The sequence below is a fragment of the Halogeometricum sp. S3BR5-2 genome (assembly GCF_031624635.1).
Classification (GTDB): domain Archaea; phylum Halobacteriota; class Halobacteria; order Halobacteriales; family Haloferacaceae; genus Halogeometricum; species Halogeometricum luteum.
Window position 1 is genome coordinate 400,748 of sequence record NZ_JAMQOQ010000003.1, and the last position, 19,043, is coordinate 419,790.

General features: G+C 66.3%; 15 protein-coding genes. 9 read left to right on the forward strand and 6 right to left on the reverse strand.

Translation table 11 applies throughout. The features are described from left to right. Positions 1–738 precede the first annotated feature (738 nt). Together NDI79_RS13730 and NDI79_RS13735 are read left to right on the forward strand one after the other, a co-directional pair. Positions 739–1,365 carry a helix-turn-helix domain-containing protein gene (locus NDI79_RS13730; RefSeq protein WP_310929090.1) on the forward strand — a complete coding sequence of 209 codons (627 nt, stop codon included), beginning with the start codon at positions 739–741 and terminating at the stop codon, positions 1,363–1,365. A 671-nt stretch (positions 1,366–2,036) separates the two neighbouring features. Then, the gene (locus NDI79_RS13735; RefSeq protein WP_310929091.1) at positions 2,037–2,456 is read left to right on the forward strand and encodes an HTH domain-containing protein; all 420 of its coding nucleotides are present in this window, start codon (positions 2,037–2,039) and stop codon (positions 2,454–2,456) included. Positions 2,457–2,794: 338 nt separating this feature from the next. Here NDI79_RS13735 and NDI79_RS13740 read toward each other — a convergent pair whose 3' ends face one another. Further along, the gene (locus NDI79_RS13740) at positions 2,795–3,193 is read right to left on the reverse strand and encodes an AbrB/MazE/SpoVT family DNA-binding domain-containing protein (RefSeq protein WP_310929092.1); all 399 of its coding nucleotides are present in this window, start codon (positions 3,191–3,193) and stop codon (positions 2,795–2,797) included. Positions 3,194–3,545: 352 nt separating this feature from the next. Here NDI79_RS13740 and NDI79_RS13745 point away from each other — a divergent pair, with 352 nt between their 5' ends. The 6 genes from NDI79_RS13745 to NDI79_RS13770 all read left to right on the forward strand — a co-directional run bounded on the left by NDI79_RS13745 (position 3,546) and on the right by NDI79_RS13770 (position 10,391). After that, positions 3,546–4,112, forward strand: a complete 567-nt coding sequence (locus NDI79_RS13745) for a DUF7344 domain-containing protein (protein ID WP_310929093.1) — start codon at positions 3,546–3,548, stop codon at positions 4,110–4,112. 649 nt (positions 4,113–4,761) lie between these two features. After that, positions 4,762–5,493 carry a polysaccharide deacetylase family protein gene (locus tag NDI79_RS13750; protein ID WP_310929094.1) on the forward strand — a complete coding sequence of 244 codons (732 nt, stop codon included), beginning with the start codon at positions 4,762–4,764 and terminating at the stop codon, positions 5,491–5,493. 28 nt (positions 5,494–5,521) lie between these two features. Then, on the forward strand, positions 5,522–6,553 hold the full coding sequence (locus tag NDI79_RS13755; protein WP_310929095.1) for a glycosyltransferase family 2 protein: 1,032 nt from the start codon (positions 5,522–5,524) through the stop codon (positions 6,551–6,553). 1 nt (position 6,554) lies between these two features. Beyond that, positions 6,555–7,703 (forward strand): ATP-grasp domain-containing protein, encoded by a 1,149-nt coding sequence (locus tag NDI79_RS13760; RefSeq protein ID WP_310929096.1) that lies wholly within the window; start codon positions 6,555–6,557, stop codon positions 7,701–7,703. Then, complete coding sequence (locus NDI79_RS13765) at positions 7,700–8,362, forward strand: HAD family hydrolase (RefSeq protein WP_310929097.1); 663 nt, start codon at positions 7,700–7,702, stop codon at positions 8,360–8,362. Before NDI79_RS13760 ends, NDI79_RS13765 begins: the two co-directional genes overlap by 4 nt. A gap of 46 nt (positions 8,363–8,408) precedes the next feature. Beyond that, positions 8,409–10,391: a hypothetical protein gene (locus NDI79_RS13770; protein ID WP_310929098.1), complete on the forward strand. Its 1,983-nt coding sequence runs from the start codon at positions 8,409–8,411 to the stop codon at positions 10,389–10,391. Positions 10,392–10,472: 81 nt separating this feature from the next. Here the strand turns inward: NDI79_RS13770 and NDI79_RS13775 are convergent, their stop codons facing one another. Further along, entirely contained in the window at positions 10,473–11,885 is a 1,413-nt protein-coding gene (locus tag NDI79_RS13775; protein WP_310929099.1) for a right-handed parallel beta-helix repeat-containing protein, read from the reverse strand. A 240-nt stretch (positions 11,886–12,125) separates the two neighbouring features. Between NDI79_RS13775 and NDI79_RS13780 the strand changes: the two genes are divergently transcribed. Then, entirely contained in the window at positions 12,126–14,150 is a 2,025-nt protein-coding gene (locus tag NDI79_RS13780) for a right-handed parallel beta-helix repeat-containing protein (protein WP_310929100.1), read from the forward strand. A gap of 63 nt (positions 14,151–14,213) precedes the next feature. Here the strand turns inward: NDI79_RS13780 and NDI79_RS13785 are convergent, their stop codons facing one another. The 4 genes from NDI79_RS13785 to NDI79_RS13800 all read right to left on the reverse strand — a co-directional run bounded on the left by NDI79_RS13785 (position 14,214) and on the right by NDI79_RS13800 (position 18,917). After that, complete coding sequence (locus NDI79_RS13785) at positions 14,214–15,695, reverse strand: flippase (protein WP_310929101.1); 1,482 nt, start codon at positions 15,693–15,695, stop codon at positions 14,214–14,216. 43 nt (positions 15,696–15,738) lie between these two features. Next, positions 15,739–16,716 carry a glycosyltransferase gene (locus NDI79_RS13790; RefSeq protein ID WP_310929102.1) on the reverse strand — a complete coding sequence of 326 codons (978 nt, stop codon included), beginning with the start codon at positions 16,714–16,716 and terminating at the stop codon, positions 15,739–15,741. A 181-nt stretch (positions 16,717–16,897) separates the two neighbouring features. Next, complete coding sequence (locus tag NDI79_RS13795; RefSeq protein ID WP_310929103.1) at positions 16,898–17,800, reverse strand: polysaccharide deacetylase family protein; 903 nt, start codon at positions 17,798–17,800, stop codon at positions 16,898–16,900. After that, positions 17,793–18,917, reverse strand: a complete 1,125-nt coding sequence (locus tag NDI79_RS13800; protein WP_310929104.1) for a DUF354 domain-containing protein — start codon at positions 18,915–18,917, stop codon at positions 17,793–17,795. The genes NDI79_RS13795 and NDI79_RS13800 overlap by 8 nt, the downstream gene beginning before the upstream one ends. Positions 18,918–19,043 lie beyond the last annotated feature (126 nt).

The following is a 19,043-nucleotide window of genomic DNA, read 5'->3' on the forward strand; positions in this document are numbered from 1 at the left end:
TCGTCGGATGGGTAGTAGTGCCGGTCAGGTGAGCCCTGACGGGGAACTATTCGTCCGATTTCTCTCCGTCGAGCGGTATCGGGGGACAAACTGCTCTCTTCGGCGTGGGATGCTCGGACGGACGGACGGAAAGTTGCCCATCCGTCCCGAAAGGACCCTCGCATCGTTCGATTCGAATGCGGCGGACGACAGATACGCGTGCGGACGCCCACGGTTAACCACCTTCGAGGATCATGCAACGACCCTATGCGGTGACGTCGAGTTCGTTAATGCGTCTGCCGAGGTCGGCCCCGGAGGCCGCGCCGAGGCAGAGACAGTTCACGGTGGACAGTCGCACAGGCCCGAAGGTGGAATCCCTCTTCATGAGCATCGGAGGGACTCGCTCCGGGATTTTTCTTTCCGCTCTCCGTAAACCGCACTCCGAGAGTTCCGCTACGGCAGGGGCGGTCGCTCGCGTGACCGCGGTCGGTCAAGTGGCTTCGCCCGTGAGGGCTCTCGAACGGGATTCGCCGTCGTCCTCGATCTCCGGGGGTTCGTCCCGAGTCCGTTTCGGCTCTCCGATTGGATATTCCGAATAAACGTTATATATGTAAACGCCGGTTGATTACACGCCAAACAAAGGTAGAACATCACGATAGTGAGCTTTTCCACCCGAAATAACTTTGTCCCCGATGGGAGAAGTATCACCGAGAGGTAGTTAGTGTGACATCAGACACGTCGGCGTGGACGACCAGTGTAGTGATATCTTTCCGTCTCCCTTATCGCTCGTTCGTGCTCGGGGAGGTGATTTCCCCCGCTGACCCGGTAAGCGTAGAGTGTGAGACGTCCGTTCCCGTTTCGAGACATCCGTTGCGGAACGTCTGGCTCGAAGCGGACGACGTAGCGGGGAGAGTCGACGAACTCCAGTCCCACGAGAGCGTGAAGAGCGTCGAGCAGTTGAACGGCCCGGACTCCCCCGTGCTCCTCCATCTGGAGTGGAATCACCTGCGTGACCCGCTCGTCAAAGGACTCCGAGGTGTCGGCGCGACGGTCCTCAAACTGGAGAGCGACGGCGGCGAGTGGCGGTGCACGATTCGCTGTTCGTCGCAGGACGAGGCGTCGAAGTTTCACCAGCACTGTCTGGATCACGGGTTGGACTGCACCATCACGAACGTGACGAAGGCGACGCTGGCCGAACAGCAGTTGCAGTTGACGAGAAACCAGCAGGAGGCGCTCCAGGCGGCGCTCTCCTCCGGCTACTTCGCCATTCCCCGGGAAACGACGCTAGAAGAGCTCGCACACTCGCTCGGTATCTCCGATACGGCCACCTCTCAGCGCATCCGTCGCGGCATGCGGCGACTCCTCCAAAATCAACTCGGCGCGTAGCGTACGGTCCCCGGCCGGTCACCGACTGTGTTCGTCCACCGCAACGTTCCGCGCGGGGTGTGATTTCTCGCGGGGATATAATCTGCATCGACAGGTAGCTACAACCCCTAACTGCCTGCCGCCACATTCCTGATACGAGGTCCGCGGGTACGAGCGGTCCCGTAGGTTCGCTACTCCGTCGGGTCGTCGCCCCACACTGACTACCGGCCCGTCGCACGGCGTCGAGGCCCTGCGGACCTCACCATGCGGCGAGAGCGCTGCGAGCGGTCCCCCCGATTCGCGCTCGCGCTCTCGTTCTGTGGACCGTTCGGTGACTCACTCGACCGGAGGGGCTCCCCGTCGAAATTCGATGCGTCTCGTGAAACTGACGGAAAGCGATTGCTAATCAGTCACAGTCTCTCGTTATCGGACGCTTACGGTTCGACGTCGTCGGGGATGAGGTCCTCCGGGCAGCGTTTCCACGGCGGCGTGTCGAGCCACGTTCTGATTCGCCGCAGTTCCTCGTCGGATATCTCACGTCCCATGACTGTGTTCTCGCGTAGAGCGGACAAAGCGGTGACCCATCACGACCAAAGTGAAATATAACGACACAATACCGCGTCCTTCTCAGTTCGGCGCAGCCGTGAGTTTATATCCCGTGACTCCTGATGCCCGATATCGGACGATGTCCCATGGCAGTTCACTCGTATCACCGCACCGTCGTGTTCGTCCACCCCGCCGACGGCACCGCCGACCGACTCGTGAACCGACTCCGATCCCTCCGGAAGCGGAACGCAATCGACGACTTGCAGGTGTTCCGCTGGGAGGACGCGAATCGACCCCCGCCGCATCCCGGCCCCGTCGTTCCGGTCGACGCCCTCCTCGAAGACGTGGCCGAGTGGGCCGACGTGCACGGTGTTTCCCTGCCGTTCGCGACGGCGCCCCGACCGCTCGGTCGTCCCGACTCCGAGTCGCCGCCCGCCGTCCTGGCGGAGTACTGGAACGGGACGCTCTGCTACGTCGCTCCCCACGTGGACGACGCGGGCCTCCGCGACGTCGAGGGGTACGTCGCGGCGATGGAGCGCAGAACGGGACACCACACTCGCGCGTAGCGTCTTCTCCCGTCCGTGTGGTGCGGAAACTGCCTTCTAATAGACAATTACCGTCCGGATTAGCCGTAGATTACACATCTAAACTTGTAAAGGAACTTCGTGTACAAAGGGGACATCGGGGTACTCAGCTGACTCCGACTATAAATCATTAATCACATATTTCGACAACCGTAACGGCGATACCTTGTTCCGACACAGGGTTCGCGGCGTCGCTCTCGGACTCCGGTGCTGAGAGGACGAGACGAACGGGTACACCCCGCTCGACTCTCGCGGTGTCGGTGGGTTCTCGTGGCTCGAAGTCCGCGAGAAGGAGGCGCGTGACTGATAGCCGCTTTCGGTCACTCCTCGGATTTCTCGGATTTCTGCTCCTCCGTCTCCCTCGGGTCGTCCGCGTCGTCGGTCTCGCCGGCGTCGTCGGTTCCGTCGTCGTCGAGCGGAAACACGAACGCCTGAACGATCTGTCCGTGCCGGATGCCGAGCGACTCTCGTTCGGCGTCGGGGATGCTGATCCGACCCCCCCGTTGCACTCGTGCTTTGAACACCGCCGTCTCGGAACCCAGTGCCTTCACGTCTAGAACCTCCCGCGAGAGGCGTCGCTTCGGACTCGCCCACGAGCCGAAGTCGACCGTCCGTTCGGAGAACCGGAGACTCCTCCGGCCCGCGCCGTCGGAGTACCCGTCTTCGGTCGAATCATCGTCGCGGCCGTCGTCCGGGTCCCGAGACTGATCGTCCGTCATCAGACGTACATGCTATGCCACGCACTAATAGCTTGGTTCGCGACCGTCCGTTGGCAGACGACGGGGCTGAGAGGTAGGCCACGAGCGCGGAACACTCGCCTCGGTGATGCGCGACGACGGCGCGGTTCCTCCCGTCCGCTGCCCGCAGACGCCCCGAGCACACATAGAGGCGCGCCGTAGGTTCTGGATTAGATATCAAATTTGACAACATGGTTAAGATTTATCTGAATGCGATGACATCTGAGGGTAGAGGTCGTATGAGAGACGTCACATTCAGCGTCGAAGCCAGGGGTCCGTCGGAAAGCCACGTCGCGGTCGGAACGCCCTTCCGAGGAGGGCGCACCGCCGAACGATGAAGGGTTCCGCGCTTCTCGAACGAAAGACCGCCGAATCGAGCGCCGACAGCCGGGACCGACTCGACGAGTGCCGACTCAGCAGGGACGAACTGTTCAACCTGCTTCGGAACCCGCGCCGTCGGGCCGCCCTCCAGTACCTTCTGGAGCGCGACCGCAAAGCCACTCGGTCGGAACTCGCAGAGCACATCGCCGCCGCCGAGAACGAGGTGACGACGGCGGAACTCAACTCGGCGCAGCGAAAGCGCGTCTACGTCTCGCTCTATCAGAACCACCTTCCGAAGATGGACGAGTACGGAGTCATCACGTACGACGCGCGGGAGGGCACCGCGGAACTCACCTCGGAGGCGAGGGTGCTGGCGCACTACCTCGACGCCGATGTCGGCGAGTCGGAGTCGAATCGCTGGGAGCGCTACTATCCGCTGTTCGGTCTGTTGGGGGGAGTCTCGCTGGTGATCACGTCTCTCGACCGACTGTTCGCGCTACCGCTGGATTTCGTCACGGCCGTGTCCGTGTTGCTGTTGCTGATCGTACCGGTCGTCGCGATCGACCGAGAGTTCCTGTAGCGAGGTCCGATCCACCGGGAGGCGGAGTGCGAACCGCGGCCGAAGGACGCCGCCCCGTCCCGCCGGGGGAGAGACGTCCTACGGGTCCCCCCACACGGACGCCTTCTCCCGCCATCCCGCCGCAGGCGACTTGTTCTCCCCCGATTCGATACGCGTCTCTCTTCCCGTCAGGCCCGCCTCTCTTCCGCGTTCCACCGCCTCCGCGAAACCCGCGAAACCCGCGGCGCGCCGACGCTCTCCCGCCGACCGTCGCGCCTCGAAGAGATAATCCGCAGTTTACTCCGGTCGCCCTCCTCACAGGTTGACGATACTACCGGTTCGGTAGCGGCGACGGTCGTATCGTGGATCCGACGCGTCGTTACCGTAGTGTTACACTCCTACCTTTGTAAAAGACATCGACAGCGAAGGCTGAGAACGTCGCCGTCCGTCTCCTCGAGTGCCGGTGACAGGCGGCGCCGTCGGGGAGGGCGGTGCCCCGATTCGGCGGGTAAGTCCGACCCATCGCGGCGGCGTTCGGCCCCCGTCGAACGCGCGGACGAAACCGATCGGATTCACGTACAGTATTGCCGACATGTGGGGCGGAGTTACCGAGAGAAACGCGGCTAATTACTATTCAGATATCTCGGGACTGTCCTTTCAGTGGTAACCGATGAAACATACTCACTCGACCGGGGTGCGATTCGTCTACGACTGGTACCGCGAGTTTCTCGAAAGGCTCATCGACGCGGACCGTCGGTTTCGCGGCTTCGACGACACCGTCGAGGACGGTGACGTGTTGCTCCGGCACGACGTCGACCTCTCGATACGAAAGGCCAGGGAGATGGCTCGAATCGAATCCGAGGCGGGGGTCCGTTCGACCTACTTCCTCCTGGTCTCCTCGCCGCTGTACAACCCGGTCGAACAGGAGACGCGTCGAGCGATCCGAGAGATAGACTCGCTCGGCCACGACATCGGCCTCCACTTCAGCACGCATGCGTACTGGCCGCCGGGGGAGGAGCCGAGCGAGTCCCGACTCCGAACGCACGTGCGGAACGAACGGGACGTCCTCGAGGATATCGTCCCGGATCTCGCGGACACCATCTCGTTCCACATCCCGCCGGAGTGGGTGCTCGACCGGCGGTTCGACGGCATCGACAGCACGTACGAACCCGCCTACTTCTCGCGGGTCGACTACTGTTCGGACTCCCGGCAGCGGTGGCGCGACGACCCGCCGCTCACGGACGGCATCCCGGACAAACTCCAGGTGCTGACGCATCCGAGTCTCTGGGGCGACCGCGAACAGACGTTCACCGAGTGCGTCCAGAGCGCCGTCGCGGAGGCGACGCGCCGCGCGACGGAGTGTGCGACGCGCGAGTTCCTCGAGGAGCGGTACAGTGCGTAAAACGACGCAGCGAATCCAGTTCCGCTAGATGTACAAGAACGCTACAGTCGGCTTGGTCGTCCCCGCCTACAACGAGGAGGGGAAAGTGGGTACAGTGATCGATACGGTTCCGGCGTACGTCGACCGAATCTACGTCGTCGACGACGGCTCCACCGACGGGACGTGGGCGGAGATAACGGCGCACGCCGACGAGGGGAATCGGAAGACGACGCCAGAGGCCGACCGATTCGACGAGCGGTTCGTCCCGATACGCCACGAGGAGAACCGCGGCGTCGGCGGCGCCATCAAGACGGGCTACCTCCGCGCTCGCGAGGAGCGAATCGACGTGACGGCCGTGGTCGGCGGTGACGGGCAGATGCACCCCGACGAACTCGGCCGCTACCTCGACCCCATCGTCGACGGCACCGCGGAGTACGCGAAGGGCAGTCGATTCAGCAGCCCGGAGGACATGGTCGGCATCCCGCCGTTCCGCCTCGTCGGCAACCTCACCCTCTCCTATCTCACGAAGTACGCCAGCGGCTACTGGTTCCTCATGGACTCACAGAACGGGTACGCCGCCATCTCGCTGCACGCCCTCGAAGAGATAGACCTGGAGGGGATGTACGAGTACTACGGCTACTGCAACGACCTGCTCGTGAAACTCAACCTCGAAGACCTTCGCGTCGCGGACGTCCCGCGGTCCGCGGAGTTCGCGTACAGCGAGGGTTGGGACAGCCACATCGACTACGCGGAGTACGTCCCGCGGGTGTCGTGGATGCTGCTGCGGAACTTCGTGGGGCGACTCTACCGGAAACACCTGCTTCGGGAGCGGGACCCGTTCGTCCTCTGCTACGGCGCCGGCGTCGGCCTCGTCCTGAAGTCGATTCGGGACCGGGTCGGGTCCGGTGACGAACGGTCGACGCCGTGGCTCTCGACCGTGGGGGGCGTGCTCCTGTTCCTCCTCGGGACGCTCCTCGACGCCCGGGCGAACCGCGACCTGTGCGTTCGGGTCGACCGCGATTCGGCGCGCGGAGACGACGCGGTGCAGCGACGACCGACCGACAGACAACGGAACGACTGATATGACGACGACAACAGACGACGCGCGAACGACGATGGACGATATCGTAGTGCTGATCACCGGCGCGGGCGCCCCCGGCGCTTCGGGAATCATCAAGAGCCTGCGCTCGGTCGACGAACGCGACGTGACCATCGTGGGGGTGGACATGAACTCGCACGCGTACGGGTTCGCGCTGGTCGACGAGGCGTATGTCGTCCCCGCCGGCGGCGACGACGACTACGTCCCCCGACTGCTGGACGTCGCGACCGACGAGAACGTCGACATCGTGCTTCCGCTGACGACGGCCGAGTTGGAACCGCTCGCGGCGGCCAAAGAGCGGTTCCGGGCGGAAGGCATCGAGGTGGCCGTCTCCGACCCCGACGCCCTCGCGGCGGCGAACGACAAGGGCGACCTCTACGAGGCCGTCGGCGACTTCGGACTGTCCGCGGCGCCGACGTACCGTCGGGTCGCCTCGGAGGCGGAGTTCCTCGACGCCGTCCGGGAACTCGGCTACCCCGAGAACCCGGTCTGCTTCAAGCGGCCGGTCGCCAGCGGGATGCGCGGCTTCCGCGTCCTCGACCCCGACCGCGACCGGTTGGACAGCCTCCTCAACGAGAAGCCCACGGCGGCGACGACGACGCTCGACGAGATCGTCCCGGTGCTCTCCTCGGGCGAGGAGTTCCCGGAACTCGTCGTCATGGAGTTCCTCCCCGGTGCCGAGTACAGCGTCGACGTGTTGGCGATGGGCGACGAGGTCGGCCCTGTCGTTCCGCGGTCGCGCGAGCGGACCCGAGCGGGCATCTCCTTCGAGGGGGTCGTCGAGCGCAACGAGGACCTCATCGACGCGGCGACGGAGATCTGCCGACGCCTCGGTCTGGAGTACAGCGTCAACCTCCAGTTCAAGTACGACGCGGACGGGACGCCGAAGCTCTTGGAGATAAATCCGCGCGTCTCGGGGACGATCATCATGTGCGTCGGCGCGGGGGCGAACTTCCCCTACTTCGCCGTGAAGCACGCGCTGGGGGAGGACATTCCGCCGGTCGACGTCGACTGGGGGACGCGGATGATCCGGTACTGGCAGGAGGTGTTTCACTCACCCGACGGAACCCTGTTCCACGTCACCGGCGAGAACGACCGGGCACCCGTCGTGCGGGGACGCGGACAGCGATGAGAGCCGTCTGCTTCGACCTCGACGACACGCTGTTCGACTACCATCAGTACGTCCGCGGCGGACTGCTGGCGGCGGCGGCGGCGCTCGAAGCCCGAACCGGACGGGACCACGGCGAGGAACTCCTCTCGCTGTACTTCGAGGAGGGCGTGACCGACGCAACGTTCGACCGACTGCTGTCGCGACACGACCTGTCGCCGTCGCTCGTCCCCGAACTGGTCGAGGCGTACCACGGCTCTCCCACCGAGATGCGGCTCTCCCCGTACCCGGACGCGCGTCCGACGCTCGACCGCCTCGCGGACGACTACGCGCTCGGCGTCGTCACCGACGGTCGGAACGGTCACGCGAAACTCGACGTCCTCGGACTGGAGACGTACTTCGAGACGGTCGTCGTCACGCCGGAGCACGGCATCTCGAAGCGCGAGGAGCGCGCGTTCAGACTCGCCCTCGACGACCTGGGCGTCGACCCGGCCCGGACCGCCTACGTCGGCGACAACCCGGTGACCGACTTCCGCGAGCCGAACCGTCTCGGCATGCGGACGGTCCGCCTCCGTCGGGGACGCTACCGGGACCGGACGCCGGAAGACGGCGCGCGGCCGGACCACGTGATCGACTCGCTCGACCGACTCCCCTCGCTCCTCGAACCGAACCCGCACCCATGACCGCTCGAACGCGCCTCCGGAGAGACGGACGGGCAGGTGGACCGCCGTGAGCACCCACCCGATCAGCCGCGTCCGGCAGGTCGTCGTCTCGCCGTGGTTCGTCGCCTCGGCCGTCCTCCTCGCGGGCACGGCGGGCCTCGTCATCGAACTGTTCGTCTCCAACCCGTACACGCAGGTACTCCCCGCGGCCATCGTCGGCGGCGGTCTGTTCGGGTGGGCCGTTCGGTGGCGACGGGCCGCGGTGCGTCGGGAACTCGCCTCGTTCCGGTACCGACCCGGGACGACGGCCCGCGCCCTGCTGCTCGTGCTCCTGTACGCGCTCTTCGTCGCGAGCATCGTCCTGTACGTCCGCGCGGGCTACCAGCGCCCGTTTCCCGTCCACGCGATACAGGTCGCGATATACGCGACGGTCGCGGTTCTCGCGCTTGCCCTCAAGTCGACCCGAGCCAAACTGCTGATTCTGCTCGCCGCGGCGGTGCTCCACCGGGCGCAGGTGTACTACGGCAGCGCCGTCCAACTCGGCAACGACGCGCTGTGGCACAATCAGGTCGCCGCCGCCATCGCGCAGACGGGGTCGCTCGCCCCCCTCGCGACCTCGAAGTACTGGTACGCACCGGTGTACCACCTCGCCGTGGCGTTCGTGTCGGCGGCGACGTCGCTGCCCGTGCGGCACGCCGCGTTTCTCGTCGTCACCGTGGTCGGGACGGTCGTTCCCGCGCTCGTCGTGTTCGCGTTCCTCCGTCGCTGGTGGAGCGACCTCGTCGGCGTGCTGGGGGCGCTCCTCTACGTCGTCGGCGACTTCGTCGTCGTGACCACCGTTCACACGATGCCGACGACCATCGGACTCGCCTTCTTCGCCGTGCTGTTCTGGTACGCCGACCGGTTCCTCGACGCACCCACTCGTCTCTCCTTCGCCGGGTTCCTCTTCGGACTCCTCGGCATCATCTACACCCACCAGTTGACGCTGTTCATCACGCTGGTCGTGATGCTGCCCTACATCGCGGGGGCGGCGTTCTGGCGGGGGAGGCTTCTCCCCCGCGATATCGGCCTCTCGACGCTCCTCGTCGTGGGGTTCGTCTACCAATCTGTGACCACGAGGTACAGCGGACCCGCCGGCGAGACTGGTTCGTTCCTTCAGACTGTCGCTCCCAGTATTATCAGCAGCCTGCGACAGATCGCCGCCGGGTCGAGCCGGACGGCCTCGTACCCCCCGCGAATCGACGAACTCGCGATATCCGGCGCCGACGCCTTGAGCGTCGAACAGGTCCTCGGAATGGGTATTCTGTTCGGGCTCGCGGTACTGGGTGCCATCGCGTGGAGCTCTCGGACGACCGGCGACGCCCGCCGACCAATCGTCCCGCTCGGGGCGGCGACGACGGTCACGAGCCTGTTCGTCTTCGTCCCGCCCGCGTTCGGGGTGAACGTGTTCATCCCCGGCCGCTGGTTCGCGTTCCTCTACTTCCCCTTGGCTCTGTTCGCCGCGCCCGGCCTCGTGGTTCTCGCCTCGGCGGGGACGCGGCTCGTCGCCGACGCCGTCGGCGGAATCGGATGGGGGATTCGGCCGGCCGTCGCCGCCCTCCTCATCCTCGCTCTCGTCAGCCCGTACGCGGTGTTCATGACGATGAACGCGGCGGGGGCCCCGGACAACCCCGTCTTCGACGAGGCGCCGGGCGCCACCCGGATGTCGACGACGCAGCAGGAGGCGTCGTCCTACCGGTTCGTCGACGACCACGCGACGGACGTGACCGTCGTCGCCGGCCACTCGGCGTGGCGGACGATACAGCGGCACTACCGGCACCCCGCCGTCATCTACACGACGCGCTACGGGGAGTCGGGAACGCCGTACAGCGGGGACCTCCTGTACGTCTACCCGGAGTACGCCCAGACCGACCACGGGTCGTACATACTCCTCTACGGCGACAGGAAGTTCCGGGTCCGCGGGCCGCTCCCGGGGCCGGAACCGTCCGCGAGTCGCGTCTTCTCCAACGGGGAGGTCGACCTCTACTACGAGGACGACGGCGAGGCCTGACAGCGAGAAAGGGAGGAGAGGGGGAGCGACCGAACGGGCCGAACGGCGACGCCGACCGCGGGGCTCTCAGCCCGACCGGAGTCAGCCGAGACCGGACCCGCCCCCATCGATGCTAACGTTCCGCTTTCTGACGGTCGACCGCGTCGTCACCAGCGGTCGGCCGCTGACGTCGATGCTGGTGTCCGCGACGAGGCAGTTCCGCGAGTCGACGAGTTCGATTCCGCTGCGGTTCGACCCGCGCTGTCGGATGCTGCAGTTCCGGAACTCCGTCCCGTTCCGGCCTTCGAGTCGCGCCGTCGCGCCGCCGCTCGCACTCCCGCGGATATCGACGTTCCGAAACGTCGGGCCGCCGCCGGGACCGCTGCTGGGCTCGATGGCGTAGATAGCCGGCACGCCGTCCCGGTCGACGCGAACCGTCGTGTTCCGAACCGTCGCCTGCCCGCTGTCGCGGTGGAAGACGATGGCGCCGAACCCAGTTCCCGCCTCCGGTCCGATCGTAATCCGGCAGTTCTCGACCACCTGTCCCTGCTGCCCGCGGAGCCGCAGTCCCCGCGCGTTCACCGAGTCGTTCCTGTGCGGGGGCACCCTGTCGACGACGATTTCGACGTCTCTCGCGGTCGACCCGGTCGACCCGAGGCGCACGCCGGCGACGTTGTTGTTCCGGTAGGACCCCCCTCGTACGTGCACCGGACCGTCCATCGCGTCGGGGATGGCGCCGCCGGCGCCCCCCGGCGCCGACGCGTACAGGCCGTTGTCGGAGAACCCGGCGACCTCGCAGTCGCGGAACGTCAGTTCGCCGCTGTGCTGGTGGCCGACGTACATGCCGGTGACCGATTCGTTGGTCTGCGGGACGCTGGTCGCGACGAGGTTCTCGACGAGTCCGGTGCCCGCCTCGTTCCGCACGTCGAAGCGGAAGGCGATGGCGTCCGCCGGATACCGGCCGACCGTGGTTAGATTCCGAGCGACGAAATCTCCGGAACCGATGACCTGGACGCGGCCGCCGTACCCCTCCTGGCGGAAGTCGAACGTGAGGCCGTCGAGGACGAACTCCCGTACGTCGAGAAACGAGAGGAAGTACGGCCCCGCCTCGTCCGCCGGTCTCGCCGGAGTGAGTACGGGCCGCGCTCCGGGTTCCGCGACCAGCGCCGCGTTCCGAAGCCCCCGGAACGTCTGGTTCGAGAGCCGGTATACCCCGTCGGGAAAGGACAGGAGCGTGTCGTCGTTCAGGTGCTCTTGGAGTTCCGAACCGATGGGCTCCGAACCGGTCGGGTCGGCCCCGGCGTCCACCACGTTCGTGACGGTTCCGTACTGCTCCGCACGCGGCCGCTCCGTTCGCGGCCCCGGTCCTTCCGTTCGCTCGGGGAGACTCGGCGTTTCGGACACCTCTCCCCCCGGGGCGCCGCACCCGGCGAGTGCGGCCGTTCCCAGCGCCGCCGCCCCCAGTTTCAGGGCGTTCCGACGGGAAAGATTCGACTCGGACGGTGGAGCGGTCATTCTGGTCCTAGTCGACGGTCTGCGGCGATATTTAGGTTTTGCCCGCGGCATGGTCCCCATCGCGGCCGGCCCACCCGTGGGAGAGTTTCGGTCGCCGTCCTCGTTCTCCGGACAGTTCGACTCACAGACGTTGTTGCTAGCCATCTCGTAACCAGACGTGGGCAGTCGGTTCCGTTTCGGGACACAAACACGGATATTCTCGTAATAATCACTATCCGGATTCCGGGTTAGTTCCGCCCGATGCCTCGCAAGACATCTCAGGCAGAGCACACCGACGAGCGAGACAGCGGAGGGGAGAGCCATCTGAGTCGACGGTCGTGGCTCAAACTCTCCGGCGTCGCCGCCACGGGCGCGCTGTTGAGCAGCGGCGTGGTCTCCGCACAGTCGGCCGAGTTCCCGAACACGATTCTCGTCGACGCCCGCGACGCCGACGGGGCGAGCGAGTACTCCTTCGCGGTTTCCGAAGCCGTACAGCCGGTCGAATCGACCGACGCGAGCGCCGACTTCGTCACCGACGACGCGAACGTGGCGGCGACGGCGGAGAACGCGCTTCACGCCTACCACTACAGCGGTAACTTGGTCTCCTTCTCCATCGACGGCTCCGCCTTCGCCGCCTTCGGCGAGGACGTCGGCTCAGACCTCGGCGGTTCCGCCGAAGCCGACGACGGCGCCGACTCGGGGTCCGACGACTCCGACGACGGGAGCGGGTCCGAACACCAACTCCGAATCACCTCCGGGTCCAACGTGGAGTACGCGTTCACGACGACCGGCGAGATTCGGAAGAACCTCGACGCGGGCGACAACTCCGCGGAGGAGAACAACGATTCGGTCACCCAGAACGACGACGGCACGTGGACCGCCGAGGGCCTCACGGGCAACGGCTACGGCGACAGCTACACGTTCACAGGCGAAATCGTGTCGTTCGAGCCGACGACGGGGTCGTACTCCCTCGTCTACGACGGGTCGCAGACCACCGCCGCGGAACTCGTCGGCGACTCGAACGAACTGCGAATCGTCTCGGAGTCGGACGTCGACTACGCGTTCACGGCGACCGGCACCGTGGAGAAGGACCTCGACGCGGGCGATTACGCCGCCGAAGGCGACAACGACGCCGTCACGGAGAACGACGACGACACGTTCACCGCCGAGGGGATGACCGGAAACGGCTACGGCGACACGTATCAGGTCGCGGGCGACGTGGTGGCCTTCGAGCCGATGACCGGTTCCTACACGTTGACGTACGACGGGACCGAACTCACCGCAGCCGAGTTGACCGGAAACGAAGCACCCACGGACGACACGGGCGACGCCAGCGACGACTCCGAGTCGAGCGACGGCGACACCGGCGGGGCGAACCTCGGCGGCGGCGAGGGCTACCCCAACACGGTCTCGGAATCCGAAGCCGACTACACGGCGGGGTCGCTCTCCGAACTGGAGAGCGCCCTCGGCGACGCCGCGGAGGGACAGACCGTCTACGTCACCGGCGAAATCGGCGTCGATTCGACGATAACGGTCCCGCAGGGCGTCACGCTCGCCTCCGACCGCGGCATCGACGGCGCCGAGGGCGGCGTCCTCGTCGCGGACGGCGAGATAGAGATGCTCGAAGTCGACGGCGACAGCCGCATTACCGGTCTCCGCCTCGACGGGCCGATGTCCACGTACGAGTCGTGGGACGGCTACCCGGCGGGCGCGGGCATCGTCTCGAACGGCAGCGGCGTCGAGGTGGACAACTGCGAGATATACGGCTTCGCCTACGCGGGTGTCAACGGCAGCAACGACGAGTACGTCCACCACTGCGACATCCACAACAACCCCCAAGACGGTCTGGGTTACGGCGTCGACTGCACGGGCGGCGACCAGACCATCGAGTACTGCACGTTCAACTACAACCGCCACAGCGTCGCCAGCAGCGGTAGCGGCAGTTACACCGTCCGGAACAACCACTTCGGCCCCGAGACGGTCGACCACGTCATCGACGTCCACCCGCCCGGCGGCGAGACCATCATCATCGAGAACAACACGGTCGAGGCGACAGAACACGTTCAGGACGGCGGCGAGACCGAAGCCGTCTACATCCGCGGCGACGTCGCCCAGGAGGGCGTCATCCGGAACAACTGGTTCTACGGGAGCGAACCGAGCGACGGCGGCGACCCCGGCGAAGCGGTCCGGACGGCGCTGTCCTCGTGGGACGAGGCCAACGTCACCCTCGAGAACAACGCCTACGGGTCGAGCGAACCGAGCGGGGACATCGGCGCACCGCGCTGAACGCGGCCCTCGGTCCGGCCCACACCACCCGAACCTCGGATTCACCGGCGGTCTCTTTTTCGGCTACGACAGCACCGACTCGACGAGTCGCGTGTCCAACAGCCCGCTGTAGACGGCGAGCGCCGCCCACACAGCCCCGCCGAGCGCTATCACGGCGAGGAGCGACGGGAGTCCGGAGACGAACGTCCGAGCGTAGTAGACGATGGCGCCCATGCCGGCGGAGATGCCGACGACGACGCCGCTCTCGAACAGCAGTCGACGCACGCGGAACGGGAACTCGCGGTAGATGTAGGAGACGTTGATGACCGTGTATCCGGCGTGCGTCACCACCGTCGCGACGGCCGCTCCGAGTGCGCCGAACGCCGGGATGAGGAGGAGGTTCAAGACGAAGTTCGCGACGGAGGTCCCCCCGTTCGCGATGGCGCGCTCGCGCCCCCGCCCGAGGTAGTCGAGGCTGTTCGTGGTTATCTGATTCACCGCGTCGATGACGATGAGGACGCCGAACAGTTGCACGAGGGGAACGGCGTCGAGGTAGTTCGCGCCGAACACGTAGCGGATGGTCGGTTCGGCGACCAGCGCGAGTCCGACGCCCGCGGGAACGTACAGCAGGAGGACGTGCCTGAGCGCCGACTCGTATATCCGAGACGCGCTCTGCCCCTGATCGCTGGCTTTCCGCTCGCCCAGTCGGGGGGCCAGCGTCGTGTCTATCGACCGCGCGGGGACGATGGCGAAGTCGGCTATCTGCTTCGCCAGCGTGTAGTAGCCGACCGCGACGGGGTTGACCAGCACGCCCACGAGCACCATGTCGACCCGCTTGTCGAGGACGTCCGCGCCGCTCGTGACCGTCAGCGGGACGCCGTAGCGTGCGATCCGCCGCCGCAGTCCGGACTCGGGGTCGCCGCCGGTCGGCAGCGAGCGGTAGAACCGCCGGTAGAACACGACGAGTCCGAGGACGGCCGAGACGAGAAAGCCCGCCAGATAGCCGTACAGCGCGCCGACGGCGCCGAACCCGGCGAGGACGAACCCGGCCGCGAAGACGAACCGCACGACGCCGTCGACGGTCCGGAACACGCCGCTCCACTCGACGCGGTTGAACGCGTTGAACAGCAGTCGGACCGCGATGGCGAACGGGTACAGCGCGAGGTAGCCGACGCCGACGGCGAGGAACGGTTCGACGGCGGGGCGGCCGAGGAGGCCGGCGAGGCGTCCGCCGACCGCCCAGAAGACGACGCTGACGACGACGGTGGCGACGCCGACGTACAGCAGGGTCGTCCGGACGATGTGTCTGACCTGCGTCTCGTCGGACTCGATGTACTCGGTGACGAAGCGGGCGCCGGACTTCGCCAGCCCCAGCCCCAAGAACAACTGCGTCACGCCGAGAATCGACAGCGCGAAGCTCAGCAGTCCGTACCCTTCCGGCGTGAGGAGGTAGCGGGTGAGGACGACGATGAGCCCCGCGTTGGCGACGACGTAGAGCACCTGCGAGACGAAGCTCACCTTGAGCCCGCTGGCCATCCGCTCTCGTACCGACTCCTCCGAGGTCATGCGTTCGAGCGAACCGTCGGGGCCGTCGGCGGCGGTCCCTCCGTCACAGTCTCCTCTCAGCCACGTTCGGTTCTGATTCCCGCTCCTCGGTCGGACGCTCCAGCGCGGAGCGATAGACGGCGAGGATTCGGTCGCCCATGCGGTCCAGACTCCACTCGTCGGCCATCTTCCGCCCGTCCGACCCCGTCCCGGACCGGAGGGCGCGTTCGAGTCCGGAGACGAGTTCGTCGTCGGTTGCGCCGACGGTGCTGTTCCGCACCGTCCCGAGGGCCTCTCTCGCGAACCCCACGTCGGTCGAGACGACGGGGACGTTGCACGCCGCGGCCTCCTTGATCACCATCGGTCCGGCCTCGCGGTCGGAGGTCACGATGACCGCGTCGCTCGCGTTCATGTAGTACGGCATCTCCTCGTAGGGGACGCCGGTTATCCACCGCAACTCCGCGTCGACGTCGGCCCGTTCGACGACGGCCCTGGCGCGGGGGTAGTTCTTGACCGCCCGCGTCTTCCGATACGGGAACAGGACGACGTTCGCGTCCGTCTCCCACCCGATGCGCGCCCGGGCCTCGTCCCGCGGAATCGGACGGAACCGTTCGACGTCGACGCCGAACGGAATGACGTGGTGCGGACGCGACAGGTACGTCGACATCGCGGACGACGGGACGATGACCTCGTCGCAGTGGTGCGCCATCGTCCGAGAGACGCGCGAGACCCAGTCGCCGGCCATCAGGTCCGACCCCCAGAACGTGACGACGACCGGGCGGTTCAGTTCGACGAGCGCGAGGGGACTCAGGAGGCCGTAGTGGATGTGTATCAGGTCGTACTCGTGTTGGGACTGTTTGAGGAGGCTCACGACCGTCCGAACGTAGTCGCGGACGGACCGCGACGACTCCGAACTCGACGTCTCCGACGCCTCCTGACTGACCGCGACCGTATCGCTCGCCACTCCCTTCTCGGCCAGCGTCTCGACCTGTTTCTCGAAGAAGGAGGCGCCGTCGTAGGTGACGACGTTGAGGACGCGCACTACCTGCTTCCCCCATCCGGCCGCGCGGGCCCGTGACGCTGTTCGTTCGGCGGGGGAGCGACCCGTCCTCCCCTCGTGACCATGCGGCGACCGCGGACGCTCGAACGGGTGGACATTTCGTCTCGGAGGTAACCCGATTCGGACGTTGTAATTGTGGGGCTTTCGACGGGCATCCGAGGGGTTAATCTTCCAGTGAGGGGACGAAATCGACCGACTGCGCGTCGGTTCCTCTCAACGAATCGAGAAGTTCGCGGGGCGGGCCGACCCACGCTCCCATCTCGAGCGCCCGTTCCACCAGCTTCCGATACACCCGTTTGTAGTTCGGATACTCCCGCTCGTTGAAGTAGCAGGGATGCCAGAGAACCGTCATGATCGCCCCGCGGTCCCGCGCCCGTTCGAGGAGGCGCTCGCACGCCTCCCACGCGGTGTCGGCGTCCGTCGGGACGTCCGGCAGCGTGAGTTCCATGAGCGTGAGCGGGAAGACGACGAACTCGTCGTTCAGCGGCCTGAGGACGTTGTAGCCGTAGTGGAACCCGTACTCGCGCGTCCGGCCGAGCGTCGCGTCGTAGTCGAAGCCCAGTTCGGACTGGAGTTCCCACGTCCGGGGCCGTTCGAGGTTCAGGTAGTGCTGGCGTATCCCCGACACCTCGTGCCCCAACACCCCTTCGAGCGTCTCCTTCTCCTCGCGGAGTCGGTCGATATCGCGGTACGACTCGTAGGAGCCGTGGAGGCCCACCTCCCATCCGCCCTCGTCCAGTCGGCGGATGACGTCCGCGATGGCCGGGTCGGTCACCGAGTACCGCCCGGTGTACAGCACCCAGTTTCTCAGTTCGGTCCACTCGCGCGGCGATTTGTCCCGGAGCAGGTTCTGTTCCTCCAGGAAGTAGAACGCCGACCGGACCCCGAGGTCGGCTTCGAGTTCCATTATCTCCTCGAACTGCCAGTACGGGTTGTTGCCGGGTAACGCCGTCTTGAGGTGGTACAGCGAGCGCTCCGTGACCGCCCGGTACGGCGCCTGGAACGTCTTGTACGGCCTGTCGACGTCGTGCGTGAGACACAGCGCGAAACTGTGCTCCTCACGCATTCCGCGACACCCCCTCGGACTCGGCGGGCATCTCCCCGCCGGCGCCGCCGACCGCGGTCAACACCTCGGTCGCAAAGCGCGTTACGTCGATCTTGTCCGCGAGCAGGCGCTCCCGGTTCCGCCGCCAACTGTCCGTCGTCACCGGGTCCGAGAGGAGGCCTCGGATCTCCTCGAGCGCCTCCCGTTCGTCCGGCGTCGAGAAGACGAGACCGTACCGGCCGCCGAGTTCCGCGAAGTTGCTCATGTCCGTCTCCCCCGCGAAGGAGTTCACGCGTATCGCCGGCGTCCCGAGGATACCCGCCTCCGTCGCCATCGTCGAGGAGTCGGAGACGACGAGCGTCGCGTGCGCGAGGAGGTGGTGGAACTGGTGGGGCGGCACCGGCACCGCGTATTCGGAGTAGTGGTCGGCGTCACCCTCGTTGGCGACGAACACGCGGCCGTGCGACCGGAGGAACGTCAGCAACCGCCGCTTTCCGCTGGCGCTGAACCCGTCGTGGAACACGTCGTGGTGCGCCTGCATGTCGCTGAACCGGACGACGAAGAACTGCTCGTCGGGGTCGACGCCCGCCTCTCGGAGCACGTCGGGGTCCGGCGTGAAGTAGTTCGGGTGGAGGTACGCGAGTTCGTGGAACCCGTCGTAGCGGTGTTGCTTCGCGCCGAAGTTCATCTCGAAGCGCTTCGGGGTGCAGATGACGTCCGCGAACGGGACCATCAGCCAGTTCGAGGAGAGTTCGCTGTCGGTGAAGACGACGCTCTTGGCGTCGGCGACCGTCGCCGCGTGCGCGGCCGCGAGGCCGCCGATGCCGGTGATCACGTCCGGTCGGAGCCGTCGCGCCTGCCGGGCGAGGGCGTACTCGAATCGAAGCTGTCGGAGCGCCAACGACCCGAACGACGCGGACGCGCCCGCGAGGACGGTGTGGTCGATGCCGTAGTTTCGGAGCAGTTCGACCGCGACGTCCTTCGCGCGGACGTAGACGCGGACGTCGTGGCCGTGCCGACGAAGCTCCCGGATGACGTTCTTGAAGAAGTGAACGTGCGCCGGATGCTGCACCGTCACGAACGCCTTCATCGCGCGCGCTCCCCGCTCCGCCCGCCCCCGGCCCGTCGCGGCGGACACACTGTCGGATCTCTGTCGCTCATACCCGCCGCATGGGACCCTCTCGTGTTTGTAATGAGAGGACTGTCGTTCGGTTAATCATTACTGAGCGATGGGTCCGCGCTCCGAGCGGGTCGAAAGTCCCCA

Coding starts and splice junctions, on each gene's coding strand:
- NDI79_RS13735 (WP_310929091.1), top strand. CDS start 2,037: ATGGCAGTTCACTCGTATCACCGCACCGTCGTGTTCGTCCACCCCGCC.
- NDI79_RS13740 (WP_310929092.1), bottom strand. CDS start 3,193: ATGACGGACGATCAGTCTCGGGACCCGGACGACGGCCGCGACGATGAT.
- NDI79_RS13745 (WP_310929093.1), top strand. CDS start 3,546: ATGAAGGGTTCCGCGCTTCTCGAACGAAAGACCGCCGAATCGAGCGCC.
- NDI79_RS13750 (WP_310929094.1), top strand. CDS start 4,762: ATGAAACATACTCACTCGACCGGGGTGCGATTCGTCTACGACTGGTAC.
- NDI79_RS13755 (WP_310929095.1), top strand. CDS start 5,522: ATGTACAAGAACGCTACAGTCGGCTTGGTCGTCCCCGCCTACAACGAG.
- NDI79_RS13760 (WP_310929096.1), top strand. CDS start 6,555: ATGACGACGACAACAGACGACGCGCGAACGACGATGGACGATATCGTA.
- NDI79_RS13765 (WP_310929097.1), top strand. CDS start 7,700: ATGAGAGCCGTCTGCTTCGACCTCGACGACACGCTGTTCGACTACCAT.
- NDI79_RS13775 (WP_310929099.1), bottom strand. CDS start 11,885: ATGACCGCTCCACCGTCCGAGTCGAATCTTTCCCGTCGGAACGCCCTG.
- NDI79_RS13780 (WP_310929100.1), top strand. CDS start 12,126: ATGCCTCGCAAGACATCTCAGGCAGAGCACACCGACGAGCGAGACAGC.
- NDI79_RS13785 (WP_310929101.1), bottom strand. CDS start 15,695: ATGACCTCGGAGGAGTCGGTACGAGAGCGGATGGCCAGCGGGCTCAAG.
- NDI79_RS13795 (WP_310929103.1), bottom strand. CDS start 17,800: ATGCGTGAGGAGCACAGTTTCGCGCTGTGTCTCACGCACGACGTCGAC.